The sequence below is a fragment of the uncultured Martelella sp. genome (genome assembly GCF_963677965.2).
Taxonomy (GTDB): Bacteria; Pseudomonadota; Alphaproteobacteria; order Rhizobiales; family Rhizobiaceae; genus Martelella; species Martelella mangrovi.
In genome coordinates this window covers 348268-365583 of sequence record NZ_CAXXFM010000001.1, presented here as the reverse complement: position 1 = coordinate 365583, position 17316 = coordinate 348268, and the positions used below count along the sequence as shown (strand labels likewise).

Annotated in this window: 14 protein-coding genes; 9 read left to right on the top strand and 5 right to left on the bottom strand. The window is 60.3% G+C overall.

From position 1 onward, the window contains the following. Positions 1 to 53 precede the first annotated feature (53 nt). On the bottom strand, positions 54 to 3536 hold the full coding sequence (gene carB, locus ACHZCU_RS01945) for a carbamoyl-phosphate synthase large subunit (protein ID WP_319517425.1): 3483 nt from the start codon (positions 3534 to 3536) through the stop codon (positions 54 to 56). Between the two features lie 158 nt (positions 3537 to 3694). After that, positions 3695 to 4735, bottom strand: coding sequence for a LacI family DNA-binding transcriptional regulator (locus tag ACHZCU_RS01940; RefSeq protein WP_319517424.1), 1041 nt, complete (start codon positions 4733 to 4735; stop codon positions 3695 to 3697). A 166-nt stretch (positions 4736 to 4901) separates the two neighbouring features. Here ACHZCU_RS01940 and ACHZCU_RS01935 point away from each other — a divergent pair, with 166 nt between their 5' ends. Beyond that, on the top strand, positions 4902 to 5444 hold the full coding sequence (locus ACHZCU_RS01935; RefSeq protein ID WP_319517423.1) for a gluconokinase: 543 nt from the start codon (positions 4902 to 4904) through the stop codon (positions 5442 to 5444). Between the two features lie 148 nt (positions 5445 to 5592). Beyond that, positions 5593 to 6945, top strand: coding sequence for a GntP family permease (locus ACHZCU_RS01930; protein ID WP_319517422.1), 1353 nt, complete (start codon positions 5593 to 5595; stop codon positions 6943 to 6945). A 329-nt stretch (positions 6946 to 7274) separates the two neighbouring features. Here ACHZCU_RS01930 and ACHZCU_RS01925 read toward each other — a convergent pair whose 3' ends face one another. Then, positions 7275 to 8120 carry an oxaloacetate decarboxylase gene (locus ACHZCU_RS01925; RefSeq protein WP_106310062.1) on the bottom strand — a complete coding sequence of 282 codons (846 nt, stop codon included), beginning with the start codon at positions 8118 to 8120 and terminating at the stop codon, positions 7275 to 7277. Positions 8121 to 8256: 136 nt separating this feature from the next. Between ACHZCU_RS01925 and ACHZCU_RS01920 the strand changes: the two genes are divergently transcribed. Then, positions 8257 to 9285: a sodium:calcium antiporter gene (locus ACHZCU_RS01920; RefSeq protein WP_319517421.1), complete on the top strand. Its 1029-nt coding sequence runs from the start codon at positions 8257 to 8259 to the stop codon at positions 9283 to 9285. Between the two features lie 81 nt (positions 9286 to 9366). Next, the gene (locus ACHZCU_RS01915) at positions 9367 to 10047 is read left to right on the top strand and encodes a glutathione S-transferase (RefSeq protein WP_319517420.1); all 681 of its coding nucleotides are present in this window, start codon (positions 9367 to 9369) and stop codon (positions 10045 to 10047) included. 22 nt (positions 10048 to 10069) lie between these two features. On the opposite strand, the gene ACHZCU_RS01910 is transcribed toward ACHZCU_RS01915, so the two are convergent. Beyond that, positions 10070 to 10528, bottom strand: coding sequence for an SRPBCC domain-containing protein (locus ACHZCU_RS01910; protein WP_319517419.1), 459 nt, complete (start codon positions 10526 to 10528; stop codon positions 10070 to 10072). Between the two features lie 47 nt (positions 10529 to 10575). Here ACHZCU_RS01910 and ACHZCU_RS01905 point away from each other — a divergent pair, with 47 nt between their 5' ends. The 3 genes from ACHZCU_RS01905 to ACHZCU_RS01895 all read left to right on the top strand — a co-directional run bounded on the left by ACHZCU_RS01905 (position 10576) and on the right by ACHZCU_RS01895 (position 13158). Next, the gene (locus tag ACHZCU_RS01905) at positions 10576 to 10953 is read left to right on the top strand and encodes a helix-turn-helix domain-containing protein (protein WP_319517418.1); all 378 of its coding nucleotides are present in this window, start codon (positions 10576 to 10578) and stop codon (positions 10951 to 10953) included. Between the two features lie 72 nt (positions 10954 to 11025). Next, a complete protein-coding gene (locus ACHZCU_RS01900; RefSeq protein ID WP_319517417.1) occupies positions 11026 to 12408 on the top strand; it encodes an MATE family efflux transporter in 1383 nt (460 codons plus the stop codon). Positions 12409 to 12498: 90 nt separating this feature from the next. Then, the gene (locus ACHZCU_RS01895; protein WP_319517416.1) at positions 12499 to 13158 is read left to right on the top strand and encodes a VC0807 family protein; all 660 of its coding nucleotides are present in this window, start codon (positions 12499 to 12501) and stop codon (positions 13156 to 13158) included. A 24-nt stretch (positions 13159 to 13182) separates the two neighbouring features. Here ACHZCU_RS01895 and carA read toward each other — a convergent pair whose 3' ends face one another. Next, a complete protein-coding gene (gene carA, locus ACHZCU_RS01890) occupies positions 13183 to 14391 on the bottom strand; it encodes a glutamine-hydrolyzing carbamoyl-phosphate synthase small subunit (protein WP_319519727.1) in 1209 nt (402 codons plus the stop codon). Between the two features lie 334 nt (positions 14392 to 14725). Between carA and ACHZCU_RS01885 the strand changes: the two genes are divergently transcribed. Continuing rightward, the gene (locus ACHZCU_RS01885; RefSeq protein ID WP_106310083.1) at positions 14726 to 15178 is read left to right on the top strand and encodes a GatB/YqeY domain-containing protein; all 453 of its coding nucleotides are present in this window, start codon (positions 14726 to 14728) and stop codon (positions 15176 to 15178) included. 136 nt (positions 15179 to 15314) lie between these two features. Further along, on the top strand, positions 15315 to 17276 hold the full coding sequence (gene dnaG / locus ACHZCU_RS01880) for a DNA primase (RefSeq protein WP_319517415.1): 1962 nt from the start codon (positions 15315 to 15317) through the stop codon (positions 17274 to 17276). The last annotated feature ends 40 nt before the right edge of the window (positions 17277 to 17316 follow it).

The window sequence follows — 17316 nt, the reverse complement described above, 5'->3', positions numbered from 1 at the left end:
AAAGGCGGGTATGGCCCGCCTTCTCGTTGTTTTCTCGCTCAGGCGTCTACGCCTCAGGCATAGCTTTGCAGTGGCCGCACTTCGAGCTGGCCCTGACGCAGCGCCTTGATCGCCTGGGCGGCGGCCAGAGCGCCGGCCATGGTGGTGTAATAGGGCACTTTCTGGGTCAACGCGGCACGGCGCAGCGATTTGGAGTCCGAAATCGTCTTGTCGTTGCTGGTGGTGTTGAACACCAGCTGGACCTGACGGTTGCGGATCGCATCCTCGATATGCGGGCGGCCTTCACGCACCTTGTTGATCTTGGTCGCGGCAATGCCGTTTTCCTCGAGGAAATCGCGGGTGCCGCCGGTCGCCATGACGGTAAAGCCCTGTTCGACCAGAAGCTTGACGGCCGGAAGCACGCGCTCCTTGTCTTCCTCCTTGACCGAGACGAAGACGCAGCCCTCGCGCGGCAGATCGACGCTGGCGCCGAGCTGCGATTTGGCGAAGGCGATGGCGAAGTCGGTATCGAGACCGATGACCTCGCCGGTGGAGCGCATTTCCGGGCCGAGCAGCGTATCGACACCGGGGAAGCGGGCGAACGGGAAGACGGCTTCCTTGACCGCGATATGCTTCAGATTGCGCGGGTTGGGCCTGTCGCCGTAAGAGGCGATGACGTCATTCAACTTCTCGCCGGCCATGACGCGGGCGGCGATCTTGGCAATCGGCGCGCCGATGGTCTTGGCGACGAACGGCACGGTGCGCGATGCGCGCGGATTGACCTCGAGAATGTAGACAACGCCGTCCTTGATGGCGAACTGCACGTTCATCAGCCCCTTGACGTTGAGGGCCAGCGCCATTGCGCGGGTCTGTTCCTCAAGCTCATCGAGAATGGCCGGGGACAGCGAGTGCGGCGGCAGCGCGCAGGCACTGTCGCCCGAGTGAATGCCGGCTTCCTCGATGTGCTCCATGATCCCTGCGATGAAGACATTCTCGCCATCGGAAAGGCAATCGACGTCGACTTCGGTTGCATTGGTCAGATAGCTGTCGAACAGAAGCGGATTCTTGCCGAGCATGGTGTTGATCTGCCCGGTCTTGTCGTTCGGATAGCGCTGCTTGATATCCTCGGTGACGAGCTCCGGCACGACTTCCAGCAGATAATGCGAAAGGCCGGCTTCGTTGTGGACGATTTCCATGGCGCGGCCGCCGAGAACGTAGGACGGGCGCACGACCAGCGGGTATCCGATCTCGCCGGCCACCAGACGGGCCTGTTCGACCGAATAGGCAATGCCGTTGTTCGGCTGGTTGAGGTCGAGCTTGATCAGCAGTTTCTGGAACCGGTCGCGGTCTTCGGCCAGGTCGATCATGTCGGGCGCGGTGCCAAGGATCGGGATACCGTTCTTTTCCAGCGCTTCGGCAAGCTTCAGCGGCGTCTGGCCGCCGAACTGGACGATCACGCCGGCAAGCGTGCCCTTTTCCTGTTCGGCGCGCATGATCTCGATCACGTCTTCGGCCGTCAGCGGCTCGAAATAGAGCCGGTCGGAGGTGTCATAGTCGGTCGAAACCGTTTCCGGGTTGCAGTTGACCATGATCGATTCGTATCCCGCATCCTTCAGCGCGAAGGCGGCGTGGCAGCAGCAATAGTCGAACTCGATGCCCTGGCCGATACGGTTCGGGCCGCCGCCGAGAATAACGACCTTCCTGGCGTCGGAAATACCGGCTTCGGAACGGGTGACGCCGTCAAACGGCATCTCGTAGGTCGAATACATGTAGGCGGTCGGCGAGGCGAACTCTGCCGCGCAGGTGTCGATGCGCTTGTAGACCGGGCGCACGCCGAGCTTGTTGCGAAGCTGGGCGACTTCCTTCGGGCGGCCATGGGTGAGGCTTGCCAGCCGCTGATCGGAAAAGCCCATCGCCTTCAGCATCCGCAGATTGTCGGCATCTTCCGGCAGGCCGTGCTCGCGCACGCGCTCTTCCATATCAACGATTGCCTTCAACTGCTCAAGGAACCATGGATCGATCTTGGAGTGCTCGTGAACCTCTTCCAGCGAAACGCCAAGACGCATTGCCTGTGCAACCATGCGCAGCCGGTCCGGCGTGCCGGTGCCGATCGCGGCGCGGATGGCATTGCTCGGTTCGCCGTTTTCGATGCCCGGAATTTCGATTTCATCGAGGCCGGTGAGGCCGCGCTCAAGACCGCGCAAGGCCTTTTGCAGCGATTCGGGGAAGGTGCGGCCAATGGCCATCACTTCGCCGACGGATTTCATCGCCGTTGTCAGCGTGTTTTCCGCACCCGGGAATTTTTCAAAGGCAAAGCGCGGGATCTTGGTGACGACGTAGTCGATCGACGGTTCGAACGAGGCAGGGGTCGCACCGCCGGTAATGTCGTTTTCCAGCTCATCGAGCGTGTAGCCGATGGCGAGCTTGGCTGCGACCTTGGCAATCGGGAAGCCGGTGGCCTTCGAAGCCAGAGCGGAGGAGCGCGATACGCGCGGGTTCATCTCGATCACGACGAGGCGGCCGTCTGCCGGATTGACGGCGAACTGGACGTTCGATCCGCCGGTTTCAACGCCGATTTCGCGCAGCACCGCCAGCGAGGCGTTGCGCATCATCTGGTATTCCTTGTCGGTCAGCGTCAGCGCCGGGGCAACGGTGATCGAATCGCCGGTATGCACGCCCATCGGATCGATATTTTCGATCGAGCAGATGATGATGCAGTTGTCCGCCTTGTCGCGGACCACTTCCATCTCGTATTCCTTCCAGCCGAGCACCGATTCCTCGATCAGCACTTCGGTGGTCGGCGAGGCATCGAGGCCGCGCTCGACGATGTCGAAGAATTCCGAACGGTTGAAGGCAATGCCGCCGCCGGTGCCGCCAAGGGTAAAGGACGGACGGATGATCGCGGGCAGGCCGACATGGTCGAGCGCCTGCACGGCAATCGCCATGGCATGCGACATGTAGCGCTGCTTGCGGTCGGTATTGCCGAGGTTCCACTGGTTTTCGAGATCGTCCAGCGCCTTGTCGAGCGCATCGCCGGTGAGTGTCTTCTTCAGTTCGGCGCGCTTGGCTTCGTGTTCCTGGCGGTGCTGGTCCTTGATTTCGGTAGCGTTCGCCAGCATGGAGCGCGGCGTTTCCAGCCCGATCTTGGCCATCGCCTCGCGGAACAGCGCGCGATCTTCCGCCTTGTCGATGGCTTCCGGCTTGGCGCCGATCATCTCGACATTATAGCGTTCCAGCACGCCCATGCGGCGCAGGGACAGCGCGGTGTTGAGCGCGGTCTGGCCGCCCATGGTCGGCAGCAGCGCATCCGGGCGCTCCTTGGCGATGATCTTTGCGACCACTTCCGGCGTGATCGGCTCGACATAGGTGGCGTCGGCAAGCTCCGGGTCGGTCATGATGGTGGCCGGGTTGGAGTTGACCAGAATGACCCGGTAGCCTTCCTCTTTCAGCGCCTTGCAGGCTTGCGCGCCGGAATAGTCGAATTCGCAGGCCTGGCCGATGACAATCGGCCCCGCGCCGATGATGAGGATGGACTTGAGGTCTTGGCGCTTTGGCATGGTCGTGATCCGTCGGTTCTTGCTGTTACCTGCGTCAAAAACCGGCACGGAAAACCGGGCCGGGCGCTGGCTATGCTCATTTGGGCTAGGTGGGCCTTATAGGCAAAATGTAGTGCGAACGGAACCCCGAAAATGCTCCGCAAGGATGCAGCGTGACATCAGGCGGCCGCGCCGCCGGAAAAAAGGCTGCTTTCGCGGATTTTGAGTTCAAAACCGAGGTCACAGCATGCGCTTTCCACAGGCTGGCCGCGTACGAGGCGGAGCAGGGTGACGGCTCCGTGCCGTCCGATTTCGTCAAGCGGCGTTTTCACCGATGTCAGCCGCGGCGCCATATGGGCGCTGAGCGGAAGGTCGTTGAAGCCGACGATGGAGAAGCGTTCCGGGATGTCGATCTGGAGGCGGCTGGCTTCCATGAGTGCCCCCCAGGCCAGGTCGTCATTGCAGAAGAACAGGCCATCGCGGTCCGGGTATTCGCCGAGAATGCTGCGGAACTGATCGGCTCCAAGGCCGGGTGAAGACGGGATCGGGGCCCTCAACTCGATGGCAGGCTCCAGACCATGCCGTGCAATTTCCCTTTGAAACCCCTGGCCTCGATATTTGGCGCGCGGGTCGAGCTGGGCAGCGATATAGGCGAGTTTCCGGCGGCCGGTTGCAATCAGGTGGCGGGCGACCGCTGCGCCTGCCTCTTCCTGAGAAAAGCCGATGCTGATGGTGCCCGGAGTTTCCAGCAGATCCATCATGTAGACACAGGGCAGGCCGCTGTCCTTGAGCATTTTCGTGGCTGCCGCGCTTTGCTCGTTGCCGGTCAGCAGCACGCCGCTCGGGCGATAGACAAGATAATCGCGAATGAGCTTTTCTTCCTGGCGGGCATCGTAATGATAGTTGCCGAGGAAGATCTCATAGTCTTCCGCGCGCAGGGCTTTCTGTATCTCCTCATACATGCCGATGAAGAGCTGATTGGAAAGCGCCGGTATCAGAACCAGAATGGACCGGCTTCTCTTCGACGCAAGTGCACGTGCTGCAGGGTCGGGTATGTAGCCGACGGCCTTTGCCGCCTGTTTGACGGCTTCGGCAAGTTCCGGTCCCACGGTTTTGACGCCGCGCATCGCGCGCGATGCGGTGATTTCGGAAACACCGGCGCGTTTGGCGACATCGGCCAGCGTCGGTCTTCCCGATGCGCGATTTTTTTTTGGTTTCATCTCCGATTACGCCTCTTGCAACCGAAAGCGGAAAACTTTATGAGTAACGTCCATCAGGCCGTCTTCAGGCCTGAATAGACGAAGCGCGGGAATATGTCCAATAAGCTTCGTTTTTTTTAATATAAATGAGACAGCGCTGTCTGTCTCTATGGCGCGGGAGGTTAGATTGGGAAAGATTCCAGCCATAGTCGTCATGGGAGTTTCAGGATGTGGCAAGTCCAGTGTCGGGCAGGCCATTGCTGATGAAATCCATGGGGAACTGATTGAGGGAGATGCCTATCATCCCCCCGAAAATATCCGCAAGATGAGTGAAGGGCACCCGCTTGACGATTCCGATCGTCAGGGATGGCTTGAGCGCCTGGCGGATCTGCTTGCCGAAGGTGTCGCCGGCGAAAAAGTGCCTGTTCTGGCCTGTAGCGCGCTGAAGAAATCCTATCGAGACATACTGCGGTCCAAGGTGTCCGGCGTTGCCTTCGTGTTTCTGGATTTGCCGCATGATGTCGCCAAGGATCGGGTTGCCAACAGGCCTGGTCATTTCATGCCTGCCAGTCTCATCGACAGCCAGTTCGATACGCTCGAGCGTCCCGACGCAGAAACGGGTGTCTTCGTGGCCGACGCAACACTGCCGATCAGCACCATCGCGGAGAATGCCGTTTCATGGTGGATGACCAGTGGTTCCGATAACGAAAAAGATGGAGAAGGCCGGTGAATTTCCGGCCTGATCTTCTGTCGCTGTTCGGTGATTTTTTTGTATTGGAACGGGGTAGCGCTGTCTCAAGTTACAGTGCGCAGGGCAGTGGAAACTCGGTTGCACACACAGGCAACCCGTTCCTCCGGGACTTTTCGAGGAGTGTAAAATGTTCGGACTTTCAACGCAGACCTATCTGCTGATTGATGCCGCGGTCGCTATTGTCGGCCTTGTCATCCTGATTACCAACTTCAAGTTTCATCCTTTCGTCGCTCTCATCATCGCTTCGCTGTTTCTCGGTCTCACCTCCGGCATGGCCGTCGGCGAGGTTGTCGGGGACTTCGAAACAGGTTTTGGTGGCGTTCTCGGTTTCGTCGGCATCGTGCTCGGGCTCGGGACCATGCTCGGCAAGCTGATGGCCGAATCAGGCGGGGCGGACCAGATCGCCCAGACCCTGATCAGGGCGTTCGGCCGCGAAAGAGTGCACTGGGCCATGGTGGTTGCCGCTTTTCTTGTCGGCATCCCGCTGTTCTTCGAGATCGGTTTCGTGTTGCTGATCCCGCTCGTCTACATCGTGGCGCGGCGTTCGGGCGTTTCGATCGTCAAGGTCGGCATTCCGCTTCTGGCCGGTCTGTCCACCGTGCACGGGCTTGTCCCCCCGCATCCGGGACCGCTGGCGGCCATCGGCATTTTTGATGCTGATATCGGCAAGACCATCTTCTACGGTCTGATTGTCGGTATTCCGACCGCAATCATTGCCGGTCCGCTCTTCGGCTCGTTCATCTCTCGCTACGTGCCGGGTGAGGCATCGCCTGATCTGGAGGCGCAGTTTGTTCGTGATATCGACCCCGAAAACCTGCCGAGTTTTTCAGTCACGCTCGTGACCGTGCTTCTGCCGGTCGTGCTGATGCTGATGAAGGCGCTGGCCGATGTCGCCTTGCCGGAAACAAGCGTGCTCTATGTCTGGATGGACTTCATCGGTAACCCGGTCACTGCGCTGCTTCTGGCCCTGTTGCTCGGCACCTACACATTTGGCTACGCCCGTGGGTTCGACCATCAGAAGGTTCTGGACCTGCTGGCGGACAGCCTTCTGCCTGTTGCCTCCATCCTGCTCATCGTTGGTGCCGGTGGCGGCTTCAAGCAGATGCTGATTTCGAGCGGCGTCGGTGATGTCATCGGTAATCTTGCGGTTCAGGCTCAGATCAATCCGATCCTGCTGGCCTGGCTGGTTGCCGCCGTTGTGCGTGTTGCCACCGGTTCGGCAACCGTTGCGACGATCACGGGTGCGGGCATTGTTGCTCCTGTCGTCACCCTTATCCCCGGCGTCAATCGTGAACTGCTGGTGCTTGCCGTCGGTGCGGGCTCGGTCGTTCTGTCGCACGTCAATGATGCGGGCTTCTGGCTGGTCAAGCAGTATTTCAACATGAGTGTCGGCGAAACCTTCAAGACATGGACGGCAATGGAAACCATCCTGTCGGTTACGGCACTTGTCTTTGTCATGCTGTTGTCGCTCGCCGTCTAGGGCACTAACGCATACGCTGTCAGATGACGCCCGGGTTCGCGCCCGGGCGTTTTCGTTTCATGGACACGCCAGGATCTCTGGAGCGAGTTGTTTTGAGAAATCGCAGAAAAAAGTGAACTATTCGGCGCTTCGGTGCGTTATCAGGGCAAACAGAGGAGTTAACAATGTATGAATTCCTGCCTCTCATTGCTTTTCAGAGTGTTTTCGTGGCTGCCGGCCTGACTATTCTTTACCGCATCATCGGCGGCCGGATTTCGCCTGTGCCGGATCAGGTCCGTGAGCGTTCGCATCGGGGCTGATTGAACTCTCCGGCCTTGGCATATGCGTCGTCAGTCGAAAGTGTGCGGTTCGTCGCGTGTGGCTGTCAGCCGTGTCGCCTCGCCATCGCCGAGAATGGCGCGGCTATAGGAAAACGTTCCTGCGTTCATCACCTCGTCGGCTGCGGCTTTCAGGCCGGCAAGAGCCGCCCGCGCGAAGGAGCCGCCGACGCTGATGCGTTTGACGCCCGCATGCGACAGATCTGCGACGGAAAACAATGGGCCCTGGAGGCCCATGACCACGTTGACCGGTCGCGAAACGGAACTGCAGACAGTCCTGATCGCCTGAAGGTTGGGTAGTCCCGGCGCGTAAAGCACATCTGCGCCGGCTTCTTCGAAAGCCTGCAGCCTCCTGATTGTGTCGGCAAGATCGGGGCGGCCCCACAGAAAATTTTCACAACGCGCTGTCAGAAGAAAGGGAGCCTTGCCCGCAGCTTCCGCTGCCGCTCTGACGCGGTCGACCGCAGCGTCAAAGGCATAGATCGGGTCCTCGGCATCGCCTGATGCGTCTTCGATCGAACCTCCGACAAGCCCTGTTTCAGCAGCCCGCCTTACCGTCTCCGCACAGTCCTCCGGCGAGGCGCCGAAGCCGTTTTCCAGATCGGCCGATATCGGCAGATCGGTGGCCGCGACAATGGCGCTGGCGTTGGCTAGAACCTCGCCCCGTGTCAGTGCGGCGGCGGAATTGCGTTTGCCGATGGAAAAGGCAAGGCCGGCGCTGGTGGTCGCCAGTGCCTTGAAGCCCAGATTGGCCAGCAGTCTTGCGCTTCCTGCGTCCCATGGGTTCGGTATCACGAATGCGCCGTCTGCTTCATGCAAGGCTTTGAATGCCGCATATTTCACCTGTTGGCTGACCATGCACGTTACCTTTTTATAAGAACATAAAGAGAACAAATATTAAATATTCCGCGGACCGGGAAGTCCGTCGGGGTGTTCTCCACAGGAATGAACAAAGACGCGGCTGACGCGTTGCCTGAACAACACGGAGAACAGAATGGATTTCGAAAACCTGTCGCTCGTCTGGCTGATGGCGATCTTTGCCGGTGCCGGTCTGGTGATCCTCGCATGTGGTGTCAGGATTACCGATGTTGCCGACCGCATCGCCGATCGCACGGGGCTTGGCGAGGCGCTGATCGGTGGCCTGCTACTTGGCGCTGCAACCTCGCTGTCCGGCACGGTGGTTTCGATTACCACCGCGTTCGAAGGGCGCGCTTCGCTCAGCTTTTCCAATGCCGTCGGCGGTATTGCCGCGCAGACGGCATTTCTGGCGCTGGCCGATATCATCTATCGCCGCGTCAATCTGGAGCATGCGGCGGCCGATCTCTCCAATCTGTTTCAGGGCGCGCTTCTGGTGCTGCTGCTTTCAATCCCGCTGATCGCCTATGTCGCGCCGGATGTTTCGGTTCTGGCGGTCAGCCCGTTTTCCATCATTCTGTTTGCAATCTATATTGCCGGCGTCGTGGCATCCAAACGGGTGCGCGATGACCCGATGTGGCGGCCGGTCGGCACCCGTGAGACCCGGACCGACACGCCGGATGAAGATCAGCAGACGGCCCGTGGCAATGTCACGATCTTTGCGGTGTTTGCCACGCTGATGCTGCTGATGGGGCTTGCGGGCTACGCCATTTCGGGCGTGGCTGGCGTGATGACCGACCGCTACGGGCTTTCCGCCTCGCTGGTTGGTGCGCTGATGACGGCGGTGGTGACATCGTTGCCGGAGCTTGTGACCACGCTGGCCGCTGTCCGGCGCGGGGCGCTGCAGCTTGCCGTCGGCGGTATTATCGGCGGCAACACATTCGATACCCTGTTCCTGACGCTCTCCGATATCGCCTATCGTGACGGCTCGCTCTATCATGCGATCACCAGGGATGACCTGATCTGGCTTTCGGTTGGTCTGTCGGCCACCGCCATCCTGCTGCTCGGTCTGATCGTGCGCCAGAAGGCCGGTCCGGGACGGATCGGTTTTGAAAGTGCGGGCATTCTGCTGCTCTATGCCGGCGCTGTTGCCATAACGGCTTCTTGAAAACGAACGGGCTTGTCTGCCGCGTCAAACCGGTTATCGTTCAAAACGAACCGAATGGTTCGATCTAAAGCGGGGTTATCCATGTTGCTGGTCCATTATCTTGAAGATTCGCGTGCCCATCGCATTGTCTGGCTGCTGGAAGAGCTGGGCGTTGAATATGAAGTCAAATCCTACAAGCGGGCCGCCGACATGAGTGCGCCAGAAAGCCTCAAGGAACTGCATCCGCTTGGCAAATCACCGGTGATCGAGGATGACGGCGTCATCATTGCCGAAAGCGCGGCCATCGTTGAATATCTGATCGACAAATATGGTGTCGACAGCGGTTTGCGGCCTGCGCCGGGAACCGATGCGGCGCTGCGCTATCGCTACTGGCTGCATTATTCGGAAGGTTCGGCCATGCCGATCCTGGTGATGAAGCTCGTCTTCCAGAAAATCCCGGAACAGGGGCCGAAGCTTTTGCGTCCGCTGCTGAACGCGATCTCCAAAGGCGTGATGGGCAGGCTCACCGATCCGCAGTTGAAGACCCATGGCGCCTTCTGGGAGGAAGAACTGCAGCGCGACGGCTGGTTTGCAGGCCCGGATTTTACCGCCGCCGACATCATGATGAGCTTTCCCGTGGAAGTGGGCATGGAACGTATCCCCTTCGACCAGCGCCCGCAGGCATTGCTTGACTATCTGATCGCGATCCATGCCCGCCCGGCCTATCGTCAGGCATTGCAGCGCGGCGGGGCTTATCGCTACGGCGGCAATCCGATTTCGTGACCCTGAAGCCCGCAAGGGCGCCCTATTTGTACATCCCGTCGCGCAGATTGATGCCATGCTCGATGTAGACGCGGAGCGCACAGAGCATTTGTTCCCAGCCCGCGCAATTGATGTAGGACGCTTTCAGCCCGCCTTCGGTTTCGCGCCAGCCTTCCTCCGTGATGGTCACCAGCGTGCGGGCATTGTCGTCGATCGGCGAAAAGGTCATCGTCACCGTGGTGTCATAGCCCGCGTCCTTGCCGTTTTCGCTCGCTTCCCAGTTCAGCACGATCTTCCGGTTTTCCTCGACCTCGCGCACGCGGACCGGACATGCGCCGGGAAAGTCATGGAAGCTCCAGATCACGGTCGCGCCCGGCGCAATCCGCTCCGACGCGCCGCCGGTGGTGAAATAGCCTGACAGTTTTTTCGGATCGACGACGGCATCGAAGACCTCCTCGACCGGCTTTGAGACATGGGTCGATACCCTGAATTTGAGTTCCATGGCATTTCCTCCTTGCTGTGCGATCAATCATGTTATAAAAATACAACATGTCAAGCAGAAGCAAAGATGATCTTGTTTTCAAAGCGCTTTCCGCTCCGTTGCGGCGTGAGATCCTGGACCTTTTGAAAGATGATCCGAAAACGACGGGAGCCGTGTGTGCGGCCTTTCCCGCTTTTGACCGCTGCACGGTGATGCAGCATCTGGGCGTGCTGACGGATGCCGATCTGGTGATCGTCCAACGCGAGGGCAGGGAACGCTGGAACCATCTTAATCCCCTGCCGATCAAGGCGATCCATGATCGCTGGATCGGTGATTACGCCGCCCTGGCGGTCGAGAAGCTGGCGCGGCTGAAGCATGATCTGGAAATGCCGGGCGATGAGCCAGCCCCGGATGCCGGCCAGGACAAGGGTGGTCACGGACGTTAAAAGCGGCTAATGAGGCTTGCCGCCCGGGCCCCGCCATTGTCTGGCCCCGGCGTGTCAGCCTCTGGTGAAATCATGTCTGTCACAATGCCTCCTGCAGCCGCAGCCGGTCATTCGTGGTTGTCCCATTTCCGGGAAACCTTCGCTCTTGGAATTCCGCTCATCGGTGCCCAGCTTGCCCAGCAGGGCATCAATGCCACCGATATCTTCATTCTCGGTCAGTTGAGCGCGGTCGATCTGGCCGCCACGGTTCTGGCGACGCAGTATTTTTTTACGATCTTCATCTTCGGCGCCGGCCTTTCAATCGCCGTCATCCCGATGGTGGCGCAGGCCTATAGCCGCGGCGACGAAGTGGCGGTCAGGCGCTCCATGCGCATGGGCATGTGGGCGTCGATCCTGTTTGCCGTGATCATGATGCCGCTGTTCCTGTGGTCGCGGCCGATCCTGCTGGCCATGGGGCAGGAGGCGGATGTCGCGCAGAAGGCCGCGCAGTATCTGCATATCGTCGGTTTTGCGCTGTTTCCGGCACTGCTGTTTTATGTGCTGCGCTCGTTGGTCAGCGCCACCGGGCGCGCCAGCATCGTGCTGTGGGTCACCGTGGCCATGCTGGTGCTCAATGCCGTGCTGGCCTATGCGCTGGTACTCGGCCATTTCGGTTTGCCGCAATTCGGCATTCGCGGCGCGGCGGTCGCTGCCTTTCTGGTTCAGCTTTTCGGATTTCTGTTTCTCGCCGTCTATATCGAGCGCGATCCGGAGCTGAGACGCTACGAATTGTTCGTGCGCTTCTGGAAACCGGACTGGCCGGCCTTTGGCGAGGTCGTGATGCTTGGCCTGCCGATCGGCATCGGCGTGCTGGCTGAAGTCTCGATGTTCACCGCTTCCTCTGTGCTGATGGGCCAGTTCGGCGCTGTGCCGCTGGCCGCCCATGGCATCGCCATTCAACTGTCCTCGATCACTTTCATGGTGCCGCTCGGCCTGTCGCAGGCCGGCACGGTACGCGTCGGTCTGTTTCACGGTGCCGGCGACCGGGCCAATGTCATCCGTGCCTCGGTGACGGTTTTGGTGGTGGCGATCGGCTTTGCCGCGGCCAGCGGGCTGGCCTTTGCGCTGGCGCCGCAGGCCCTGTCATCGCTGTTCATCGATGTCACGCTGCCGGAGGCCGGGGCGGTGATTGCCTATGCCGCGCCGCTGATCATCATTGCCGCCCTGTTCCAGCTGCTCGACAGCGCCCAGGCGATCATGAACGGGTTGCTGCGCGGGCTGAAGGATACGCGCATTCCCATGGTGCTGGTGCTGTTGGCCTATTGGGGGCTGGGCTTGCCTCTGGCCTGGCTGCTTGGCTTTGTCTTCTCTCTGGAAGGCATCGGCATCTGGATCGGCTTCCTCTGCGGTCTGGGGGCCGCTGCGATCATGCTCAGCATCCGCTACTGGAAAATGCTGCAAAAGAAGAAAGGCTGAAAAGCTTTAGCCTTTCGTTTCGGTCTGCGAGAGAGCATTCTGCCGGAGATGGGCCCATCGGGGCTGCGTCTTCAGGCAAGGGGAGGGGGTATGCGCAACGATATCATCTTCGGGGCGGTTCTGCCTTGGTTGACCTATCTTCTGGCCAGGCACTACGACTATTCCACGGTGCACGCGCTGGCGCTCGGCTCGGTGTTTCCGATCGGGGTGATCGTGGTCGCCTATGTCAGGAGCAACCGGCTGGCGGCGATCGGCGTCATCACGCTGGCGGCAACGCTTGCCGCGCTGGCGGGCAGTCTGTATTTCGACAGCCCCTATCTGGCGCTGTTGAAGACCTCGCTGATCACCGGGTTCATCGGTCTGGTGTTTGCCGCTTCGCTGCTGATGCCGCGCCCGCTGGTTTTTCACTTTGCGAGCGAAGGCGATGCGGAGGAGCGCAAACGCCTGAACCGGCTTTATGCGGCTTCTGGGGATTATCGCGCCCTGATGCGCCGGATGACACTGGCCTGGGCGGTGGTTCTGATTGCCGAGGCCGCCGTCAGGGCCGCGATCATTCCGCTGATGCCGGTCAGCGTGTTTCTTGTGGTTTCGGAAGTGATGTGGATTGCGGTCTTCGCGTTGATGATGACCTGGAGCTGGCGCTACGGCGCGGCCAAGGGCAATGCGATTGCAGAGGCTGAAGCAGCGCGCGAGCGGCACAGCTATTCTCGCCATCCACGCAAAAAGGGGCCGCATCGCGCAGCCCCTTGATGGCATTTTTCTATAAAACTGCGTTCAGGCGCGCTCTTCCAGCAGCGCCTCGCCCTTGTTCTCGCGCACCAGATTGATGAAGCGGCGGAACAGGTAGTGGCTGTCCTGCGGGCCGGGGGAGGCCTCGGGGTGATGCTGGACGGAAAATACCGGCTTGCCTGCAAGCGAAATGCCGCAATTGGAACCGTCGAACAGCGAAACATGGGTTTCGCTGACACCCTCCGGCAGTGAAGCCGAATCAACCGCAAAGCCGTGGTTCATCGAAACGATCTCGACCTTGCCGGTGGTAAAATCCTTCACCGGATGATTGGCGCCGTGATGGCCCTGATGCATCTTGACGGTCTTGCCGCCAAGCGCCAGCGCCAGCATCTGGTGACCGAGGCAGATGCCGAAGACCGGCAGGCCGCTGTCGATCAGCGCGCGAATCACCGGTACGGCATATTCGCCGGTCGCTGCCGGGTCACCCGGGCCGTTGGAGAGAAACACGCCGTCGGGCGACAGCGCCAGAATATCTTCCGCAGATGTCTTCGCCGGAACGACGGTGACCTTGCAGGAAAGGCCGGCAAACAGCCGCAGAATGTTGCGCTTCACGCCGTAATCGACGCAGACGATGTGGTATTTGGCATCCGCCTCGTCGAGCGCGCCATAACCTTCGTTCCAGACCCAGGGTGTCTCGTTCCATCTGGAAGACTGGCCGGAGGTGGCGACAACGGCAAGGTCGAGCCCTTCGAGGCCGCCCCAGGCCTTGGCCTCAGCCTTCAGCGCATCAAGGTCGAAATTGCCGTCGGGGTCGTGGGCAATCACCGCGTTGGGGGCGCCATGCTCGCGGATCCAGGCGGTCAGCGCGCGGGTGTCGATGCCGGAAAGGCCGATGATGCCGCGGGCTTTCAGCCATGCATCGAGATGGCCGGCCGAACGATAGTTCGACGGCTGGGTGATGTCGGCCCTGAAGATCGTGCCCACGGCGCCGCGGCGCGCGGCCGGCGTCAGGTCTTCGATATCCTCATCATTGGCGCCGATATTGCCGATATGCGGGAAAGTGAAGGTCACGATCTGTCCGAGATAGGACGGATCGGTGAGAATTTCCTGATAGCCGGTGAGCGCGGTGTTGAAGCAGACTTCGGCCTGCACATGGCCCGTGGCACCGATACCCTTGCCGAAAATCGTCGTGCCGTCGGCCAGCACCAGAACGGCCGTCGGCTTTTCCTTGATCCATGCGGAGGAGGTCGTCATCATAATCCTTATCGTGTTCCTCGACGGTGTGAAGCCGATTGAACAAGGCCTGCATTGCACTATATATTGCCCGCACGAACGGGTTCACTCTTTCGGACCGGTCTTTACCGGATGACAGAGACAAGGGCAGACCTTATTTTGATGCGGTCGCGGGAAAATAGTCAAACGCTGCTTGCGGGTCAATTGCTCTCGGTGCAGACTTGTGGCATCTGGTCAAATTATATGACGAACCCGTTTTTTAATTTGATTGCAGCCCACGATTTCGGTAAACGCCGCCGCTTGTCGGCATGTGTCGGCAGTGGTTTTTAAAACTGGCGTTGCCAGGAGTAGCTTCATGTTGCGCGATCAACTCGCCCTTGCACTCAAGGAAAGCTCGAAAGCGGATGAGCCTGTCCGCTTTTGCACGCTGCGGCTGGTTCATGCCGCCATCAAGGATCGTGATCTTGCCCACCGTGCGAGCGGGAAAGACCCCGTCAGTGACGATGATATCGGCCAGATCCTGTTGAAAATGCTCAAGCAGCGCAAGGAATCCTCCCGTCTCTACGAGGAGAAGGGCCGTCACGACCTTGCCGCCCAGGAGCGTCAGGAAATGGCGGTGATCCGGGAATTTCTGCCTGCCCAGCTGCCCGAGGAAAAGATTCGCGAGGTCTGCGCCTCCGTCGTTGAGGAGACCGGCGCGCAGGGTCTGCGCGATATGGGCAAGTGCATCGAGACGCTGAAGGACCGCTATTCCGGCCAGATGGATTTTTCCAAGGCCTCCGGCGTCGTCAAGGAAATGCTGAAATAACAACCCTGCGCCAAGGCTGTGGATAACTCCGTGGATATGGGGGATAATCTGTGCCGATGGCGCTGGATGATTGCGGGAGGCCGTAAGGTGAGCTTCCCGCCGGCCGGCTGCTTCGCCCGGCACAAACGAGGGCTTTATGCGCTTTCCGTCGTCATTTCTGGATGAAATTCGTGACCGTGTGCCGATTTCGGCTGTTATCGGCCAGCGGGTGACGTGGGACCGCAAGAAGACCAATGTGACGCGCGCCGACTACTGGGCCTGCTGCCCGTTCCACGGCGAAAAATCCCCGAGCTTTCACTGCGAGGACCGCAAGGGCCGCTATCATTGCTTCGGCTGCGGGGTGTCCGGCGATCATTTCCGCTTTCTCACCGATCTCGACGGCATGAGCTTTCCCGAGGCGGTGCAACGGATTGCAGACATGGCCGGTGTTCCGATGCCGGCAATGGACCCGCAGGCCGAAAAGCGCGAGGAAAAGCGCCGCACGCTGATCGATGTGATGGAACTGGCGGCAGGCTTCTTTCAGGACCGGTTGCAGACAAGCGAGGGGGCGAAGGCCAGAGCGTATTTGCGCGAAAGAGGTCTTTCCGCCCGCACCATCGATACGTTCAGGCTTGGCTACGCGCCGGAAAGCCGCAACGCGCTGAAGGAATTTCTGGCCTCCAAAGGCGTGGAGAAGCAGGAGATCGAGGCTTGCGGCCTCGTTGTCCATGGCCCCGATATCGCGGTCTCCTACGATCGTTTCCGCGACCGGATCATGTTTCCGATCCTGTCATCGCGCGAAAAGGTGATTGCGTTCGGCGGCCGCGCCATGCGCCCCGATGCGCTGGCCAAATATCTGAATTCCAACGAGACCGAGCTGTTTCACAAGGGCAATGTGCTGTTCAATTTCGCCCGTGCCCGCCGTGCGCTGTCGGGGGCGGATGGCGCCGGCACGGTGATTGCCGTTGAAGGCTATATGGACGTCATCGCGCTTAGCCAGGCCGGTGTCGAAAACGCAGTGGCTCCGCTCGGTACGGCGCTGACGGAAAACCAGCTTCAGCTTCTCTGGCGCATGACCAGCGAACCGGTGCTGTGTTTTGACGGCGACAGCGCGGGCCAGCGCGCCGCCGAACGCGCGGCCGGTGTTGCGCTGCCGCTTTTGAAGCCGGGGCATTCCCTGAAATTTGCCTATCTGCCGGAGGGCAAGGACCCTGACGACCTGGTGCGCGAGGGCGGGCGGCAAGCTTTTGACCAGATCCTGCGGCAGGCAAGGCCGCTTGCCGATACGGTGTTCGAGCGCGAGGTCGGCAATGACGACAACGCAACGCCCGAACGGCGGGCGGCGATCGAGGCCAGGATCAACACGCTGGTGCAGACCATCGGGGACGAGAATGTGCGCCGGCATTATCAGCAGGACTTCCGCAACCGCCTGTTTCAGCGTTTTCGTGGTGGTGGTTCGCGCGGCGGCGGCAATTTCAGGCCGAAACAGGGGCAGGGCAGAGGCTATGGCGCACAGCAGACCGGTGGCTTTTCCGCCTCCGAACGGCTTTCGCGCTCGCCGCTTGCAAGCTTCCGTCCGGTGGGCGCTTCGCTGTCGTTTCGCGAATGTCAGCTGGTGTTCTGCCTTCTGACCCACCCCGAACTTGCGCGGGAAGACTTTGACAGCATTGCCTCGCTTTCCTTCGACGCTGCGGAAATGCGGGCGCTGTGGCCGGTTTTTCTGGCCGAGGCATCGCGCCCTGACGCCGGCCGGGAGCGCATTCGCCAAAAGCTCGAGGATGCGGGCTTCGGGCCGCTGGTTCAGCAGTTGCAGAGCCATGTCAGCCGCAATGTCAGCTGGATTGCCGGGCCGGATACCGCCCTTGAGGATGTGCGCGAGGTCTATCGCCAGGCGCTTTCGCTCCACAACCGCGCCCGCTCGCTTGCCCGCCAGAAGGGCGATCTTGAGCGCGAGATTGGCGAGGCGACGGAGGAGGGCAATCTGGAGCTTCTCGAGGAACTGATGCCGGCGCTGGTTTCGGTGCAGAATGAAATCAACCGAATTGATAATCAGGAGGCCGAAATCGACGGTTTCGGGCTGATGTCGGGGCGTGCCGGGCGGTCCGGCGCTGCGGGATAAGGATATCCGGACGGTAAACCTTGCAGGATTCGGATTGATG

What these genes read in the sequence shown, in the direction of transcription:
- carB (WP_319517425.1), bottom strand. Translation starts at nt 3,536, where the DNA reads ATGCCAAAGCGCCAAGACCTCAAGTCCATCCTCATCATCGGCGCGGGG.
- ACHZCU_RS01940 (WP_319517424.1), bottom strand. Translation starts at nt 4,735, where the DNA reads ATGAAACCAAAAAAAAATCGCGCATCGGGAAGACCGACGCTGGCCGAT.
- ACHZCU_RS01930 (WP_319517422.1), top strand. Translation starts at nt 5,593, where the DNA reads ATGTTCGGACTTTCAACGCAGACCTATCTGCTGATTGATGCCGCGGTC.
- ACHZCU_RS01925 (WP_106310062.1), bottom strand. Translation starts at nt 8,120, where the DNA reads ATGGTCAGCCAACAGGTGAAATATGCGGCATTCAAAGCCTTGCATGAA.
- ACHZCU_RS01920 (WP_319517421.1), top strand. Translation starts at nt 8,257, where the DNA reads ATGGATTTCGAAAACCTGTCGCTCGTCTGGCTGATGGCGATCTTTGCC.
- ACHZCU_RS01915 (WP_319517420.1), top strand. Translation starts at nt 9,367, where the DNA reads ATGTTGCTGGTCCATTATCTTGAAGATTCGCGTGCCCATCGCATTGTC.
- ACHZCU_RS01910 (WP_319517419.1), bottom strand. Translation starts at nt 10,528, where the DNA reads ATGGAACTCAAATTCAGGGTATCGACCCATGTCTCAAAGCCGGTCGAG.
- ACHZCU_RS01905 (WP_319517418.1), top strand. Translation starts at nt 10,576, where the DNA reads ATGTCAAGCAGAAGCAAAGATGATCTTGTTTTCAAAGCGCTTTCCGCT.
- ACHZCU_RS01900 (WP_319517417.1), top strand. Translation starts at nt 11,026, where the DNA reads ATGTCTGTCACAATGCCTCCTGCAGCCGCAGCCGGTCATTCGTGGTTG.
- ACHZCU_RS01895 (WP_319517416.1), top strand. Translation starts at nt 12,499, where the DNA reads ATGCGCAACGATATCATCTTCGGGGCGGTTCTGCCTTGGTTGACCTAT.
- carA (WP_319519727.1), bottom strand. Translation starts at nt 14,391, where the DNA reads ATGACGACCTCCTCCGCATGGATCAAGGAAAAGCCGACGGCCGTTCTG.
- ACHZCU_RS01885 (WP_106310083.1), top strand. Translation starts at nt 14,726, where the DNA reads ATGTTGCGCGATCAACTCGCCCTTGCACTCAAGGAAAGCTCGAAAGCG.
- dnaG (WP_319517415.1), top strand. Translation starts at nt 15,315, where the DNA reads ATGCGCTTTCCGTCGTCATTTCTGGATGAAATTCGTGACCGTGTGCCG.